General features: G+C 43.4%; 14 protein-coding genes. 5 read left to right on the top strand and 9 right to left on the bottom strand.

Annotation, left to right across the window (positions count from 1 at the left end; all coding sequences use genetic code 11):
* Positions 1-713 precede the first annotated feature (713 nt).
* On the bottom strand, positions 714-3,173 hold the full coding sequence (locus J7I42_RS15405) for a TonB-dependent receptor (protein WP_209139720.1): 2,460 nt from the start codon (positions 3,171-3,173) through the stop codon (positions 714-716).
* 400 nt (positions 3,174-3,573) lie between these two features.
* Here J7I42_RS15405 and J7I42_RS15400 point away from each other — a divergent pair, with 400 nt between their 5' ends.
* Complete coding sequence (locus J7I42_RS15400; protein WP_209139719.1) at positions 3,574-4,083, top strand: hypothetical protein; 510 nt, start codon at positions 3,574-3,576, stop codon at positions 4,081-4,083.
* A gap of 84 nt (positions 4,084-4,167) precedes the next feature.
* Here the strand turns inward: J7I42_RS15400 and J7I42_RS15395 are convergent, their stop codons facing one another.
* Positions 4,168-5,472, bottom strand: coding sequence for a prolipoprotein diacylglyceryl transferase (locus tag J7I42_RS15395; protein ID WP_209139718.1), 1,305 nt, complete (start codon positions 5,470-5,472; stop codon positions 4,168-4,170).
* 212 nt (positions 5,473-5,684) lie between these two features.
* Positions 5,685-6,098, bottom strand: coding sequence for a BrxA/BrxB family bacilliredoxin (locus J7I42_RS15390; RefSeq protein ID WP_209139717.1), 414 nt, complete (start codon positions 6,096-6,098; stop codon positions 5,685-5,687).
* Between the two features lie 222 nt (positions 6,099-6,320).
* Here J7I42_RS15390 and J7I42_RS15385 point away from each other — a divergent pair, with 222 nt between their 5' ends.
* On the top strand, positions 6,321-6,752 hold the full coding sequence (locus J7I42_RS15385) for an Hsp20/alpha crystallin family protein (protein WP_209139716.1): 432 nt from the start codon (positions 6,321-6,323) through the stop codon (positions 6,750-6,752).
* Between the two features lie 115 nt (positions 6,753-6,867).
* Complete coding sequence (locus J7I42_RS15380; RefSeq protein ID WP_209139715.1) at positions 6,868-8,175, top strand: hypothetical protein; 1,308 nt, start codon at positions 6,868-6,870, stop codon at positions 8,173-8,175.
* Positions 8,176-8,267: 92 nt separating this feature from the next.
* Here the strand turns inward: J7I42_RS15380 and J7I42_RS15375 are convergent, their stop codons facing one another.
* From J7I42_RS15375 to thrS, 6 genes are all read right to left on the bottom strand, one after another.
* On the bottom strand, positions 8,268-8,735 hold the full coding sequence (locus J7I42_RS15375) for a nuclear transport factor 2 family protein (protein ID WP_209139714.1): 468 nt from the start codon (positions 8,733-8,735) through the stop codon (positions 8,268-8,270).
* A gap of 11 nt (positions 8,736-8,746) precedes the next feature.
* Positions 8,747-10,141, bottom strand: a complete 1,395-nt coding sequence (locus J7I42_RS15370; protein WP_209139713.1) for a type III PLP-dependent enzyme domain-containing protein — start codon at positions 10,139-10,141, stop codon at positions 8,747-8,749.
* Between the two features lie 463 nt (positions 10,142-10,604).
* Positions 10,605-10,949, bottom strand: a complete 345-nt coding sequence (gene rplT, locus J7I42_RS15365) for a 50S ribosomal protein L20 (protein ID WP_209139712.1) — start codon at positions 10,947-10,949, stop codon at positions 10,605-10,607.
* Positions 10,950-10,993: 44 nt separating this feature from the next.
* Positions 10,994-11,191, bottom strand: coding sequence for a 50S ribosomal protein L35 (gene rpmI / locus J7I42_RS15360; protein ID WP_081204013.1), 198 nt, complete (start codon positions 11,189-11,191; stop codon positions 10,994-10,996).
* A gap of 545 nt (positions 11,192-11,736) precedes the next feature.
* Positions 11,737-12,324 (bottom strand): translation initiation factor IF-3, encoded by a 588-nt coding sequence (gene infC / locus J7I42_RS15355; RefSeq protein ID WP_209139711.1) that lies wholly within the window; start codon positions 12,322-12,324, stop codon positions 11,737-11,739.
* A gap of 151 nt (positions 12,325-12,475) precedes the next feature.
* Positions 12,476-14,416 carry a threonine--tRNA ligase gene (gene thrS / locus J7I42_RS15350; RefSeq protein WP_209139710.1) on the bottom strand — a complete coding sequence of 647 codons (1,941 nt, stop codon included), beginning with the start codon at positions 14,414-14,416 and terminating at the stop codon, positions 12,476-12,478.
* Positions 14,417-14,669: 253 nt separating this feature from the next.
* Between thrS and J7I42_RS15345 the strand changes: the two genes are divergently transcribed.
* Positions 14,670-15,809 (top strand): hypothetical protein, encoded by a 1,140-nt coding sequence (locus J7I42_RS15345; protein WP_209139709.1) that lies wholly within the window; start codon positions 14,670-14,672, stop codon positions 15,807-15,809.
* A 172-nt stretch (positions 15,810-15,981) separates the two neighbouring features.
* Complete coding sequence (locus tag J7I42_RS15340) at positions 15,982-16,830, top strand: hypothetical protein (RefSeq protein WP_209139708.1); 849 nt, start codon at positions 15,982-15,984, stop codon at positions 16,828-16,830.
* Positions 16,831-16,835: the final 5 nt, after the last annotated feature.

Here is a 16,835-nt window from a genome sequence, read left to right as displayed (position 1 = left end):
CTAACGGTGGAATCTCAACTGTAAGGTGCAATCTATTTACGATATTAAAAAACGGTTAATGATAATCCGTATTTATACCTGTACAAGGGGAGTATATTCCGTATCAATACACCAGCGGAAAAAATGAGGGAAGAAAGGTGGGTGGAGAGAAAGTTGAAGGATGAAGGGTGTGGAGGTTCATCTACAGTTGGATCAACAAACCAAAACTTCCTGAAAAAAGTAAAGGCCCCATAGAAATGGGGCCTCGTTAACCAAAACTAACTGCTTATGAGAAAAACTGTATGACTGCTATTTATGAAGAAATTTATTTACTTAATTATTTGTTCTTTACATATAAGAAATTCCACATCCTACCAGGTAAACAAGGGCTATTGCTATTAGTATTATCTTTCTCATTGTCCATTCTGTTTTTTATTGCCGCTTTATATATAAGACGCTTAAACGGTAAAAAAGGTTTCGTTGTCCACTGTTAAAAAAAACTAAATACTCTTTTTGATCATTTCTTCTTTTCAAACAGCTATTATACCTTATTCAGAAACTGTGCCACGCTAAGCTATTGTACTCTTAAAATCCTTTTTTAATCCTCTTTTTTCTTCAAAGCCCGGGCTGTTATTGGGACTCGTTCTGTTCGTGATGGTTTAACAAAAGTACAGCTGTAAATTGTTAACCACCTGTTATCATATACGAGCTAACTGTTTCTATAGATGTGTTGGTTAATTTCCCATATTAACGCGGTTTTGTTCGTCGCTGGCGCCGCCTTTTTTACGTTGGTTATTGTTGCTTTTAATTGGTTTTCCAAACCGGTAGCTAAAGGTTACGTTTACCACCCGGGTATCGCGGGTGTTCCTGAAACGGGCTTCGGTTTCTTTGAAGTTGATATCGCCATGAGGTATCTGGGTGTACAGGATATCGCGCACATTTAATTTTATAGAACCCTGATTTTTCAGTACCTGTTTTGAAATTCCGGCAGCCAGTTGGCCCATTGCTTCCAGCTGTATCTGTCCTTCCACACCTTTGCTCAAGTACCAACCGCTTACTTCGGCCCCCCATCCTTTGTTAAAGTTAAACTGGTTGTTGATGTTGAAGTAAATGGTACCGGCTCCCACATTCAGGTCTTCGTTGTACAACTTGCCAGAATAACGGGTATAGCGATAGTTGGTATAGATCATACTGGTAAACCATTTGGCAACGGGGATCTGGGCGTTTACGGAAACACCGTAATTTTCCCGCTTTCCGATATTGTTCCTTTTCACGATAGTGGCATAGCCCGACTGATCGAATGTTTCACTGAACAGGTTCCTTGTTATACTATAGTTCAAAGTGGTGGTGAGCTTGCCTTTAAAAATATGGGTAAGTTCAACGTTATTAGAATACTGTGGTTTTAAATAAGGATTACCTGCTTCGTAAGTGTATTTGTCAATGAAGAACATGAAAGGGTTTAAACTGGCATAACCGGGCCGGTCGATACGGCGGCCAAACGATAGGCCGAACTGGTTGTTCTTATCGGCGCCATAACTAAGATATACAGTCGGGAACAGGTTGTTGTAAGAGCGTTGAAAAGAAGAATCGCCTTTTACGGGGTTGCCATACTGGTGACCTTTGTAGTTGGTATTCTCATAGCGCAAACCCGATTGTAAGCCCCATTTTTTGGTAAGTTGTTTGTTGAAGCTTACATATGCTGCGTTGATGTTTTCGTTATAATCGAAATAATTTGTTTTACCATAGTCGGTAACCCACTCATCGCCCTCTAACAAAGAGTAATTGGCTTTGTTTACGGTCTCTACAAAACTGGTTTTCCAACCAGCTTCTATTTTGGCGTTGTTTTTCAATGGATGGGTGTAATCCATTTTAGCCGAATAAATGTTCACTGTTACTGGCAACACGCCCAGTAATTGTTCTTCATAGCGTTTTAACCAGTTGGGTTCATACGTGGTATTAATGAAATGCTGATCGTTCCCATTGTCATATACGATATAATCCAGGTCGGTGGTCAACTCGCGACCGGTAGTATCGAACTGGTGGCGCATATTCAGGTTCACACTGGCGTTTTTCCAAATGCCGTGAATGGATGAGCTGGCAGTGGCTATGGAATCAATCCGGTAATCAGGGTTTTCGAGGTAGCTGGTATTGTTGTTAACGCTGCTTTCCGGATTGTATACACCGCTCAATACAAAACCTATGGTGGTTTTATCAGTTACACTATAATCCATGCCCAGTTTCAGGTTGTTGCTGGTGTTGCGGCGTTTCATGTAGGCTACCTGTTCAAAAATGGCGTTGGTGGTCTCATCGTCATTCTTATATCGACGGAAGATCTCCAGTTGCTGAAAATTGTTATTCTGGCCAAAACTGTAGTTGCTGAAAAGATTCACTTTTCCGTTCCGGTAATTCAAACTGAGGCTTTCATTCGTTTTGAAGTATACCCCCTGCCCTACACCGGCGCTTATATTGCCGTTAAAGCCTTTTGTCTTGTTCTTCTTGGTTTTGATGTTAATGATACCGGCATTGCCTGATGCGTCGTACCGGGCCGGTGGGTTGGTCATGATCTCAATTTGTTCCAGTTGCGAGGCCTGCATGCCCTTTAACATATTGGCCAGGTCGGCGCCACTGATGTATGAAGGACGGCCATCGATCAATACAATTACGCTCTGTTTGCCTTTCAGGCTGATATTCCCGTCTTTATCTACCTGAACGCCCGGTGATTTTTCCAGGGCTTCCAGCGCATTGGCGCCTGTATTGCTGATAAAGGCGTCCACATTCACTACCGTGCGGTCGATCTTTTGTTCAACCATGGGTTTACGGGCGCTTATCGTCACCGATTTCAGATCATTTGACCGTGGATTAAGAACTATAGTGGTTAATTCGAGTACAGGGGTTTCGGCTGAAATGGTAAAAGGGGCTGAATATTGTTTTTCATATCCTACCGCTGAAGCGGCTACCAGGTACTTTCCTTTGGGCGGATTATCGAACGAATACTGACCTTCCTGGTCGGTCACGGACATTTTTACTACACTGGAATCTTTCGCCTTTAATAAGGTTATAGTGGCGGCAGACAGGGTCGATTGGTTGGTGGCTGATACTTTCCCTTTAAGCTTGGCTGGGGTGTTGGTTTGTGCCCTGCTTATGAATGAGACTGTTAACAGTATGATTATAAACAGGTTGGTTGGCGTTCTCATGACTCTTTTTGGTTGATTGAATACTTTGCTTAATAGATTACAGTTCAAAAGTAGGTACTATGTTATGTAAAGTACCTGCTTTTGTGTCCAGTGGCTGGAAATGCTGATGTCCGGAAATAATTGACATGTAGGTAGGACGCTTAAGCCTGACCGGCGTTACAATGGGCGGACTTTTTGGGATGAGTGGCAGTCAGGCAGTTTGAATGGATACCCCGAATGGAAAAATGGTGAAATGGGGGTGAAAATGTGTGTTATGAAATAAAGAATTATAGATAAAAAGGTTAAACACATCGATTATTGGCTTCCGAACATCGAATCCTGGTGCGTTTTGACCGATTTCGGTTTTAACTTGCAGTCAGTTACATTTTTCACGTACCCCTTTTTAAAATTGAGTATCCCTATGACCAATCGTTTATTAATCATGGCTCTTTGTATGAGCCTTACTTTTTCTGCATTAGCAGCGCACAGAGACCCCAACAAAGCTCCCCACAAAGACTGGCAGACAGTATTAACCCGCAACAAGGTTGGAAAGAAGTACGTTTTTGACCGTTCCAAAAAAGGACAGTACAATCAAACTGAGCTGACTTACCTGGGAAAGATCAAAACGAATGATGGCCGCATTTTTAAGGTGGTGACTTCCACGGTTTTCTATGGAAATTCACCGGCAGCTACCAACAAAATAGTGGTGTTTAACAGCAAAAACCAATATGTAGGCAACTATGCATTTGGTGCTGATTTCAATCTGCCTCGCAAAATTGTGAACAATGAGCTGGTTTTCGACCATAAGGAAACAGGCGGGCTTTGTGATCCAACTGTTGTAAACCGGGTTAGTTTTGAAGATGGTTTACCCAAACAGATGTTTGTTGAATGCAGGAATAAGCAAGGTGATCTGTACAGTTTTAGTGATTAGAAATGATTGAAATTTACCCCCTTAACGTAATGAAAAAGGCCCCTCGATGTATCGGGGGGCCTTTTGTTTTATGCTTTAGTTATTTTAAGCTTTTTGTGCAAGCGTCTTTTCATGTTTCTTCTTCATAACGAAGTACAGGGTGCCGCCGCCCAACACCAGCAGTACGGCAATGATCTCAGCCTGCGTGGGGTGAAAACCAAAAATGGAGTACTTGGTGTTGACCCGGATCTGTTCTACAAAAAAGCGTTCAATGCCATTTACCATAAGGTATACCCCAAACAAGGTGCCTGGCGCTTTTAGCTTTTTCCGTAACGACCAAAGCAACAGGAAAAGTAAAAAGGCACACACCGTTTCATAAAAAGGTGTTGGAAATACCGGAACAGGCAATTGATTACAGTATTGGTCCTCGGTACAACCCGGAATGCGGGCGCCTTCGTTCACTACGTTGTGCGGATAGGTGTAGGCAAACAACCAGTTGGGCAGCCAGCCGGGCGCCTTTACACTGGCATGAGGAATTTCTGAAATATTATTAACCTGAAAATTCCTTAAATAAAAATTGCCATGTGCCTGCAGGGTATTTTGAAAACGGGTGCTATCGGCCAGTACCACTTTTGAATTGGGACCTGGCTCCGTTACATAAGCGCTGTTCAAAATGCCCCAGTCGCCATCACCAGCTACCTGGCAGCCAATACGGCCAATAGAATAAGCCAGAATCAGCGCGGGTGCAATGGCATCGCACAAAAGTGTAAAGTTGATCTTATGTTTACGGGCGTAGAACCAGATGGCCACGGCAGCACAAATAAGACCGCCATAAAAGGTCAATCCGCTGAATGATAATAATGCTTCAACCGGATTTTCTTTGAAATCCTGCCAGTTTTCGAGGTTGTGGAAAATTTTGGCGCCCAGAAAACCAAACAACGCGGCATAGATCACCAGATCGCCTACGCGGTCGTGTGGCCAAATGCGTATGGTGCGCTCTTCGGGTTTGTCCAGTTTTTGTTTATGCTTTTCCCACCATTTTAAACCGGCAAACAAAATACCCAGCGTTAAGCCAATGGGCAAATTGCCTTCAGATGAAAAGATAAATTGTTGCGGGTCGCCGGTGGCGTTACCTGATATAAATAAACCAATGATCTTATATCCTAATAAGAAGCCCAGGAAAAAATTCAGCAACAACTCTCCTATACTGGCCTGTTTGCCAACCACCATTTTTACATCCTGACCCGTTAACAACCCTGCCCTTTCTTTCCGTTTCAGTTCAATTGTCAAGATATAGGCCGCCGCCAAAAACGACAGGGCAACGAAAAATCCGAACGAATTTATAAATCGAAGTCCGCTCGGTGCTTTTCCAAAAAGGTCCTTAAAAGCGTAATATAGGTTTGGATACATGTATCAGGAATAGATTTTAATCTACCAATAAATTAAATTAAAGGTGCAATGATAAGAAAACAAACGAAGAATCTGGAAACGGATTGCCCGGATTCGCCCGGATATTTAGAAATATAACAGCCTGGTTACGCCTAAAATGCAATAAAAAACCCTCTCAGGAATGAGAGGGTTCATCACTATGAACAAAGCTGAATTAATCAGCTAAGAAATTTTTAACAATATTCTTCAAATGCTGCGATCAGGTTGTGCGCGATCAGCTGAGCCGGACGACCTTCGATCATATGTCTTTCAATAAAATGCACCAGCTGGCCATCTTTAAACAGGGCAATAGCCGGAGAAGATGGCGGATAAGGCAATAAATGCTCACGCAATTTCTTTACAGCATCAATATCGTAACCGGCAAAGCTGGTGGTTAAATGATCTGGCTTTTTTGCTGAGTTGGTTACGGCCATTAATACACCCGGACGGGCCGAACCTGCCGAACAACCACACACCGAATTGATCATAACCAGCGTTGTGCCTGTTGATTTAAGTTGATTATCAACATCTTCGGATGTTAACAGCTCCTGAAAACCGTTGTCTGTTAACTCCTCTTTCATGGGAAGTACTATTTCTTGTGGATACATGTAGTATTTTTTAATTGAAACGCAAAACTACGTAAAAAGTTCATTTATACCCGGGATCGGAATTTATGTCAGTCTAAAATGAAATATACTGCAATTGTGTCTGTTTGCTTTTCCTGTTTTCTGTCAATCCTGTCGGTTTTTTGGCCATTTTCGGCAATGGTACACTGTTTGAAAAGTACATACACGTAATTCAAAATTTAAAAAACGATAAAAATTATAATTATGACAGTAAGACTGCACCATCCCGCTAGAAAATCATTCGATTCTGTAGTTGATGATTTCTTTAATTCAATTCCCGGTTTATGGAATGAAGGATACAGCGGCATTAACCTGGCGCCGGTAAACATTGATGAAACTGCTGACGGTTTTCAACTGGAAGTAAGCGTGCCTGGTATTAGTAAAGAGGATATTAAGGTGAACGTAGATAAGGGATTATTAACGATCAGCTACGATAAGAAGGACGAGAACAAATCGGATAGTCAGAAATCCATTCGCCGCGAATTCAGTCGTAAAAGCTTTAAACGCAGCTTTACCATAGCCGAGCAAGTAAATGCCGATGCTATAGGTGCTAAATACGAAAATGGTATTCTGAAGCTGTTCCTGCCTAAAAAAGAACAGGTAAAAGAAACGCCTAAACAGGTAGTTGTACAGTAAATAAAGTAAAAGAAATATTAAAGTTTTGGTTTCATAAGCAGTTGGTTTTGGTTTAAAAGGCCATCCACCTTTTGGTGGATGGTTTTTTTTGTGTTTTGCACTAACTTCGGCCCCCATGAGAGCACTTACCTTCTGTATCCGAAAGACGTTGGTATTGATCGTGCTATGTATATTTTCAGGCGTAGGGATTACTTCTGCTCAGGAAAGGCCGCCGGTAGATAGTGCATATCATGGTCGTAAACATGTTGACACGTTACCTTTTGTTATTGATTCCGCCGAGGTAGCTCTGCGGATCAAGAACCTCAATCCGTCATTTAATGTTCATGTGGATTCTTCGCTTTCGTATAAGCTGGAGATCAACAAGGACCAGTCGAAATATTACTGGTTCCTGCGTAACCCGCCCGTGGGTCTACGTATCAACAAGGATAACGGCTTATTGACCTTCAAAGCCGAAAAATCCTATTTCCTTTCCGGAAAACTGAAATATGACTTTCAGTACCGGGTGAATGTGGGCGTTCAAAACCTGGAAGTGCCCAGCGATCACGTAGACACCGCATTTTACATTACCTTCTATAATACGGATATCATTCCGTCGAAGGTAAAACCTACCGTTTCATCAACCCTGACCATCGATGAGGGTGATACGGTAGCTTTCAAAATTCAGTGTGAGAATGGCAACTTTCCCATTGAGACCATTACTTTTTTTGCCAACATGCCTTTACGGGGCGTTACCCTGGTGAAAAAATGTGATGATGATTTTATCTGGTCGCCAACTTTTGATTTTGTAAAGGAATCGGACCCTGGTAAGGAAAGGACGGTTATCCTGAGCTTTGTAGGAGCCAATAAATTTGGCATCCGCGATACGGCCCAGGTTAAGATCATAGTAAAGGACGCCTTGAATTATCCGTTGTCAGTAGAGGATTTTAAACTTACTGTAAACGTGATCAACAGTTATGTTTTGCGGTTAAAATACACCTTCCTGCAGCTGGATAAAGGTGTAAAAAAGACAAAAGGTACCCGCACCACGTTTGATATCACCGGTTCGGCCACCGCCTTAACAGGCAGTGTGCTGGCTACCTCCCAGCCCAACAGCGATGTGGGCAAGGTGATGCCAAGTGTGGGCGTTTCATTGGTGCCAGTAAAAGAAGCCGTAGCGCCGCAAAAAGTAACGGAACAAAATCAGGCCTCTCAGATCCGGTCAACTGTTAAAAGGCTGGAGTATATGGTAAGCGACAATTCGCTCGTGGGCGAACGTGACCCTGAAATTGCCAAGAAAACGGCCAAACTGAAAGAGGAATTAAAACAATCCCAGGTTCAGCTGGTTGATGTTCCCATTGAGCTTTCCAGCGGAATGAGCGAAAAGGAACTGAACGAGTATTTTAACAGCTCCAAGGTTATAAAGAAGTACCGGCTGAAGAAGTAATTTTCGAAACGTATACAAAAAAAAGGTGGTCCTCCTTTCAAAAAGAGGACCACCTTTTATATTTTAACTTGTCAGCCTTTCAACTGCTCTAATTAGTCTTTCTTGCTAATACCACAATCCTTTCTCCTTGTATCTATCAAATACTGGATCTTCCAGTTATTATCAAGTTTCACCAGTTGAAAGGAATTTACCCCACAGTGGTGGAATTTGCCTTTGTAATAGAACTGATAGGGGGCCCATACCATAGCAAGGGCTCCATCAATGCGGATACTTTCGAATTCAATCCGTTCATCGGCCTCTCCGACTTTTTGGTCGCCAATGAATTTTACGAAGTCTTTAAATTTATCGCTTTTGATGTAGACCTGCTTCTTTTTATTGGTGGCTACGGTTTGTAGTATGGGATCATCGGCAAAGGCCGATTTCAACAACACCGTATCGGCATTCTTCATGCCTTCAAACAACCGGTTGATGGTGGTTTTCACCGAATCTTCGGTTGTTTGGGCTTGTGTGGTTGCCGTTATCGCCAACGCTACAGTAAATAATATCGCAAATCGTTTCATGTAGTACTTTTCTAATACCCTAATATCTTCAACATACTTTGGGCTGATTGTTCTTTGGCGTATACCCAGTCAACCAGTTTACCATTTTTATCGTGCCCAACAATGATGTGTTTGGGGGATGGGATAAGGCAGTGTTTGATGCCGCCATAACCACTGATCTGGTCCTGGTAGGCGCCGGTATGGAAAAACCCTACATACAACGGTTCGCCGTTAGTGATCTTGGGCAGGAACACCTCATTGATGTGTTCTTCCGAGTCGTAATAGTCGTGACTGTCGCAGGTGATACCGCCCAGCACCACGCGTTGGTACTCCTGGTCCCATTTGTTTACCGGCAGCATCAGGAATTTTTCTCCAATGCCCCACGTATCGGGTAACGTAGTGATGAAAGAAGAATCGATCATGTACCAGATCTCGCGGTCGTTCTGTACTTTTTGGCCAATAACGCTGTAAATATGCGCCATGCTCTCCCCTACGGTATAGCTACCAAATTCGGTAAAGATGTGCGGCATGGGCACATTGTTCTTTTTACAGGCTTTTTTGATATTGCCTACGATCTCATTGATCATGAACTGGTAGTCGTACTCGAAGCCCAATGAGTGCTTAATGGGGAAGCCGCCGCCAATGTTTATAGAATCCAGCTCAGGACAGATCTTCTTCAGCTGGCAATACAGGTTAATTACCTTGTTGAGCTCAGACCAGTAGTAGATGTCGTCCTTGATACCCTTGTTCAGGAATATATGGAGCATCTTTAACTGGAAGCGCTCTTCATTACCTTCTATTTTGTCAACGTAGAATTCCAGCACGTCTCTTGCTCTGAAACCCAGGCGTGAGGTATAGAAAGGGAACGTAGGTTCTTCTTCCGCTGCCACCCGGATACCGAGTTTAAACGGGCCTTTTACCGTTTTTTTATAATGCTGTAATTCTTCCCTGTTATCGAGGATGGGAATTACATTTTTGAAACCGGTATTCAGCAGGTTGGCTATCCGGCTGGTATAGGTTTTTTGCTTGTACCCGTTACAAATGATAAAAGTGTCCTTGGTGATCTTTTTACGATCATACAGCTTTTTGATGATCTCGATATCGTAGGCGTATGATGTTTCCAGGTGAATGTCGTTCTTCAAGGCCTCTTCCACTATAAAAGAGAAGTGAGAGCTTTTTGTACAATAACAGTAGTTGTATTCACCCTCATACTTATGCTTTTTAATGGCATTGGCGAACATCTTCTTTGCCTTTTTGATCTGCATACCGATCTTGGGTAGATAGGTAAGTTTCATGGGGGTTCCGTACTTGGCGATAAGCGCTTTCAGGTCGAGCCCGTTAAAATGCAGATAGCTGTCTTTTACATCGAACCCTTCCTGGGGAAAGTTAAAGGTTTGGTTCACCAGGTCGGTGTACGAGTTGTTCATGAACGAGTTCAGGTTGCTGATGGTAGTGAATTTTAATTGTCAGAAAAAGGTGTACCCAAACAAAAAAAAATTATTGCACAAAAGTAATAGTTTGATGAATTTTTCAAATAAAAAAAATGCCTGGATTAAAATTGTCAGTATTATGTTGATTTCTGAATGCCAATAAACGGCAAATGGCAGACGGCAGAAGGCAGATGGCAGAAGGCAGAAGGCAGAAGGCAGAAGGCAGAAGGCAGAAGGCAGAAGGCAGAAGGCAGAAGGCAGAAGGCAGAAGGCAGAAGGCAGAAGGCAGAAGGCAGAAGATTTTTGGCGGTGCAAGGTAGTTATAAGTCTCAAAAGTCGCGAGTCACGTTTGCCGATTGCCGTCTGCCGATTGCCGGGTGTTATCTTTTTGTTACCCTAAAAAAAGAGCCCCGTCTCGGCTAAGCCGAGACGGGGCTCGATATGTTGAAGCTAAGTAAGCTTATTTTACAGAAGCTACCAGGTTTTTGAAGGTTTCTGGCTCATTCATAGCCAGGTCAGCCAGGATCTTACGATCCAAACCAACACCTTTCAGGTTCAGTTTGTGGATGAACTCAGAATAGGTTAAGCCTTCTGCGCGAACAGCCGCATTAATACGGGCGATCCACAGCGCGCGGTATTCTCTTTTCTTCAGTTTACGGCCTACATATTTATATTGCAGACCTTTTTCCATTACGTTTTTCGCAACGGTATATACATTTTTACGTTTGCCATAGTAACCCTTGGCAGCTTTCAGAATCCTTTTGCGACGTGCACGGGATGCAACGGCATTTACTGAACGAGGCATATCTTAAATAATTTGAAAATTCGAAAATTGGTTAACGGAACAGTTTACTTCAGTCTCAGCAAGCGCTTAACAAAATCTACATTTGATTTGTGCACAACACCATCTTTGTTCAGGTTGCGTTTGCGGCGTTTAGACTTTTTAGTAAGAATGTGACGTTTGAAGGATTTCTGATGCGTGATCTTGCCAGTGCCGGTGATTTTAAATCTTTTTTTGGCGCTGGAGTTTGTCTTAACCTTTGGCATAGTTAAATACCTTTTGCGGTGATACCCTGCTGGCGCTCCCGAACTGACGGGAAACTTTTTGGGCCATGTGGGCAATGTTTGTCTTATGGTTCATCACCAATAAAACGTAAAATGGAGCGCAAAGGTAGGGGTTATATTTATAAGTGCCAAAGGTTTTTTAAAAAAGGCTTGGGGAGTAAGGTGTTTATTCTCACGAAGTTAAGTTGCTAAGCGTGAAACGTCAAACGCGAAACGTGAAAGGACTCGCGATATTTGAGCTGCGTTACGGCAATCCTGAATCGGCAATCGGCAATGGGTTCGCGACATTTGAAGCTTGTACTGCAGTCGCGAAACGGGAGACGTGAAAGGGCTCGCGATATTGAGACTCGCTTTAACGTGAAACCTGGCTTTCCCTTGAACCTGTAAACTTCTCTCTGCCCGTTGCTTTTCCCATTGCCTATTGGCCATTGCCCATTGCCTTTCATCTCTGCCTTCTCCCCTTTGCCCATAAAAAAAGCACCCCTCCTTTCGGAAGAATGCTTTTAAAGCTCGATTGTATAAGAAACCTAAGCCCCTTCTTTCTTCTTTTTACTGGTCTTAGGCGAAATGATCATCAGCATGCGTTTACCTTCCAGTTTGGGTAAGCCTTCGGGCTGCCCTACTTCTGCCAGGCGCTCTGCAAATTTCAACAATACCAGCTCACCCCGTTCTTTAAACATGATGGCGCGGCCTTTGAACTGCACGTATGCCTTTACTTTATTACCTTCTTTTAAGAAGCTTTCGGCATGGCGCGCTTTAAAGTCAAAGTCATGATCATCGGTACCAGGCGTAAAACGGATCTCTTTTACCTCGGCCGTTTTACTTTTGGCCTTCATCTCCTTTTCCTTCTTCTTCTTCTCGTACAGAAATTTATTATAATCGATGATTTTACAAACGGGCGGGTCAGCCTGTGGTGAAATTTCAACAAGGTCAAGCTGTTGCTCTTGCGCCATTTTAAGCGCCTCCTGAATAGAATATACTCCTACCTCTACATTATCGCCAACCAACCGTACCTGCGGTACGCGTATCATGTTATTGGTGCGATGTTCCTGCTGTTGTTCCTTCTTAAATCGGGGATTGAAATTACCTCTCGGTTGTCGCGGTGGAAATGCCATTTAAATCTTTTAGTTAAGAATTTTTGTTCTTGGTAACCAGCGCAATTACTGAATTACCGTTTTTTGATTGTGATTTTGTTTTCGAATGTTGTTACGGACCCAATGTTCTAGCTTCTAAGTTATGAAATCCATAGAATCTTCAAACACAATATTATTCGCCACGGCGTTCTTTGATCTCGGCTTTGGCCTCATTTATGAACTCCTCGATGCCTTTTGACCCCAGATCACCTTTACCCTGCCGGCGAATGGCCACCTGGTTCTCATTCATCTCTTTTTCACCAACCACCAGCATATATGGCACTTTCATCAGCTCGGTATCGCGGATCTTCTTACCAATTTTCTCGTTCCGGTCATCCACTTCAGCACGAATATCTGCATTTTTCAGCGATTCCAAAACACTATTTGCGTACGGCAGGAACTTGTCACTAATAGGCAAAATCTTTACCTGAACCGGTGACAGCCACAGCGGGAATTTACCGGCATAGTGTTCCAGCAAAAAGCCGATGAACCGCTCATGGGTACCTAATGGTGCCCGGTGAATGATCAATGGGGTATCTGCTGAGTTGTCCTTATTGGTATATTCCAGCTTGAACCGGCGGCCCTGTGCAAAGTCAACCTGGTTGGTAGCCAGGGTAAACTCGCGGCCTATTACGCTCCAGATCTGTACATCAATCTTGGGGCCATAAAAAGCAGCCTCATCCGGGATCTCTACATATGGAATATTTGACTCTATCAATACCTGGCGAACCATTTCCTCAGTTTCCTTCCACAATTCAGGTTCGTCAATATATTTCTGTCCCAGTTTGGTAGGTTCGTGCAATGACAAACGCATCACATACTTATCTATGCCAAATATTTTGAAATATTTCTGGTACATATCATTCACTGCCTTGAACTCGGCCGCAAACTGTTCACGGGTGCAATAGATATGAGCGTCGTTCATGTGTAAACAACGTACACGCATCAGTCCGAACAGCTCACCGCTTTGCTCATACCGGTAACAGGTACCATATTCGGCCAGTCGCAATGGTAAATCCTTATAGCTTCTGGGTTCCGCCCCGAATATTTTATGGTGGTGCGGGCAGTTCATGGATTTCAGGTAATATTTTGTACCATCCAGCTCCATGGGCGGGAACATGCTGTCCTGGTAATACGGCAGGTGACCGCTGGTGATATACATGTTCTCTTTGGCAATATGCGGGGTAACAACCCTTTTATAGCCGGCACGCTGCTCGGTTTCCTTGGCCAGTTTTTCCAATTCTTCAATAATGATGGTACCATTAGGCATCCATAAAGGCATACCAGGGCCCACATCATCATCCATGGTAAAAATTCCCAGTTCCTTACCAAGTTTGCGGTGGTCTCTCTTCTTTGCCTCCTCCAGCATGGTCAGGTACTCATCCAGTTCTTTTTGCGCAGGGAAGGTAACCCCGTATACGCGGGTAAGCTGTTTATTGTTGCTATCTCCTTTCCAGTAAGCACCGGCAATGCTGGTGAGCTTAATGGCTTTGATAGGTGCGGTAGATGGAATATGCGGGCCACGGCACAGATCGGTAAAACCACCCTGGGTGTAAAAGGTGATCTCCCCGTCGGCGAGGTTGCTCAGCAGGTCCAGTTTATATTCGTCGCCTTTTTCGGTGAAATACTGAACAGCTTCTGCCTTGGGCATTTCTTTACGAACATAGCTGTTGTTCTGTTTGGCCAGTTCGTTCATTTTCTTTTCCAGCTTCAGCAGGTCTTCTTCTGTAAGCTTGCGATCGCCCAGGTCCATATCGTAATAAAACCCGGCCTGGCTGTCAAGTGCCGGACCAACCCAGAATTTTACACCGGGGAATAAACTTTCCACTGCCTCTGCCATTAGGTGGGCAGAAGAGTGCCAGAAGGTTTTTTTACCATCCTTGTCGTCCCAGGTCAATAAACTAAGGGTAGCATCCGTATAAATGGGGCGCGTGGCATCCCACACCTCACCATTTATTTTTGCGGCCAATACTTTACGAGCCAATCCTTCACTGATCGACTTCGCTATTTCCAACCCTGTGGTCCCTTCTTTGTACTCCCGTACATTTCCATCCGGGAAAGTAATTTTTATCATTTTATCACTTCCTTTTTTTGTGACCGGTTATACAATCCCATTTCCGTGGGTATCGTATTTCCGGAAGAACGGCAAATTTAACGAACAATTTGCAGACCACCATTTACGATGTGTATCGTAAAAAACTAATTATTAAGTAATTTGCCGGGTGACAGTAAGGGCGGCCGGTGGTAAACTGCGCTAAAACCAGAAAAAAGTCAGTCAATACGCACAAAACGTAGGTTTAGCTGGCCAAAGTAAATAACAATTTCAGATGAAATCAGTTCTACTTTTTTTGTTTTTGGGTATCAGCTTTTTTGGGCAGGCCCAACAGCTATCAGGCATCTGGCGGGGAAATTTCAGAAATGGCCCCTCGGCCCCTCAGGGCGGACATATGGATCTATTGAGTGTTGATGATCGTTATAAGTTTGAAGTACAGTTAGATCAGAATGATAAAAAATTCACGGGTGTTACCTATTCCTACCTTACCACCGTGTTTTATGGAAAAGCAACCTGCGAGGGAACCATAAACCCGGCCACTCACCAGGTTTTGCTGTCAGAAATGAAAATTGTGGAGGTCCGCATGGCGGGTGGCGCTCCCTGTATAATGACGCTATTCCTGAAATATTCCAAAGAAAATGGGGAAGAATTCTTGGAAGGTACCTACTTCAGCACGAGTACAAGAGATTCTACCAGCTGCGGGCGTGGCACCGTTTTTCTGCGTAAAGTGACCACCTCCGATTTTTACGAAGAACCCTTCCTGGCAAAAAAGGAAAAAGAGAAGCCAAAACCGGCCGAGCAAAAGCCTGCTGTAAAAAAGGTGGATACCATTGCTAACAAACCTGCTATAGTAAAAACAACGCCAAAAAACAATCCGCATACCACCACAAAGCCGGTTGTTACCAAATCTACTAATAAAGCCACTGTAAATACCAAACCAACTAATAAGGCCATTGTAAAAACGCCCACCGAAACAAAGCCCAATGTAAAAATAGTAGAGGTAGATACAGCGGCGAAAGTGGTTGTAAAAACACCGCCTCCCACTAACATTACGGTGCCCAAAGTACTGGCCAGCCGGGAAAATACACTGGTAAAAACCATCACCACCAATTCCAATCAGGTGGAGATAAATATTTACGACAACGGCACCATTGATAACGACACCATTTCGGTATACGTTGATAAAAAACTGGTGCTTTCAAAGAAACGGCTAACCGATAAGGCCATTCCGCTCACTATAACCCTTGATGATACGGTGAATTATCACGAATTGGTGATGGTGGCAGAAAACCTGGGCGAAATTCCCCCAAATACTTCACTCATGGTGGTAAAAGCGGGCACTAAACGATACGAAGTAAGGATCACTTCTACTGAACAGAAGAATGCGGTGGTAGTATTTAAGTACGAGAAATGATTTTGATTGCTGATTTCGGGATTTAGAGATTTCGTGATTTCTTTCATCGCGGAATCCCTGCATGTTTCAAATCTCAAATTCCGGGATCCCAAAATCTAAAAATCAGAATTGGATTATATAAACGGTACCCTTCGTTGTGACTTTTGTTGCTATATTCCAATAAAATTAAGTCATGCGTTTTTTGCTGTTGCTCCTGTTACTTGGGCTTACTGTAGTTGGCCGGGCCCAGCTATTAACGGGAGTTTGGGGCGGAATAAGAACTCAAAATGCTGGCGGTTGTTTCCCCTCCTATTCAACAGAGCTGCATATTATTTATATGCAAAACAATTCGTTTATAGGCAATGTATATAGTTACGATAATGAGCGTTATACCAAAATAAACTTTTCCGGCAAATACAACCCGCTTACCAAACGCATGGTGATCATCGAAAATGCGGTATTACAGTATAACGTTCCCGATAGTTGTGTGCCCTGTATAAAGACCTATGACCTGGTCCTCACAAAAAATGGCGAAGGCCATGAATTGTTGCAGGGCGAATGGCGGGGGCATGAAATGGGTAATAATAACAATTGCCAGCCCGGCAAGATCTCCCTCTCCCGGTTAGCCAAATCTATCTTCCCCGTTGATGTATACCAGAACGATACCCTGGCCCGGTTACAAAAGAACATGAAATTGCAAAGCCGGGAAAAAGACCTGGTGCAAACACTGGCCATAGATACTCCCAATATAAAAATTGAATTGTACGACAATGCCGAAATAGATGATGATACCATTTCAATTTTCCTGAACAATACCTTGTTGTTGTACAAAAAACGCCTTACCGGACAGCCGCTTGTACTAAATATAACGGCCTTTCCCAATACAGCATATGAACTGGTGATGTATGCCGAAAACCTGGGCCGCATTCCGCCTAACACCGCCCTGATGGTTATAACAGCCGGCCGGAAACGTTACCAGTTGCACCTGTCATCCAGCGAACAAAAAAGCGCCACCGTACGATTTAAATATGAGAGGCAATAGGAAAT

Origin of the sequence: Niastella soli (assembly GCF_017742245.1) — a bacterium.
Classification (GTDB): domain Bacteria; phylum Bacteroidota; class Bacteroidia; order Chitinophagales; family Chitinophagaceae; genus Niastella; species Niastella soli.
The sequence above is the reverse complement of the archived record's forward strand: the minus strand, read 5'-3'. Positions and strand labels throughout refer to the sequence as shown.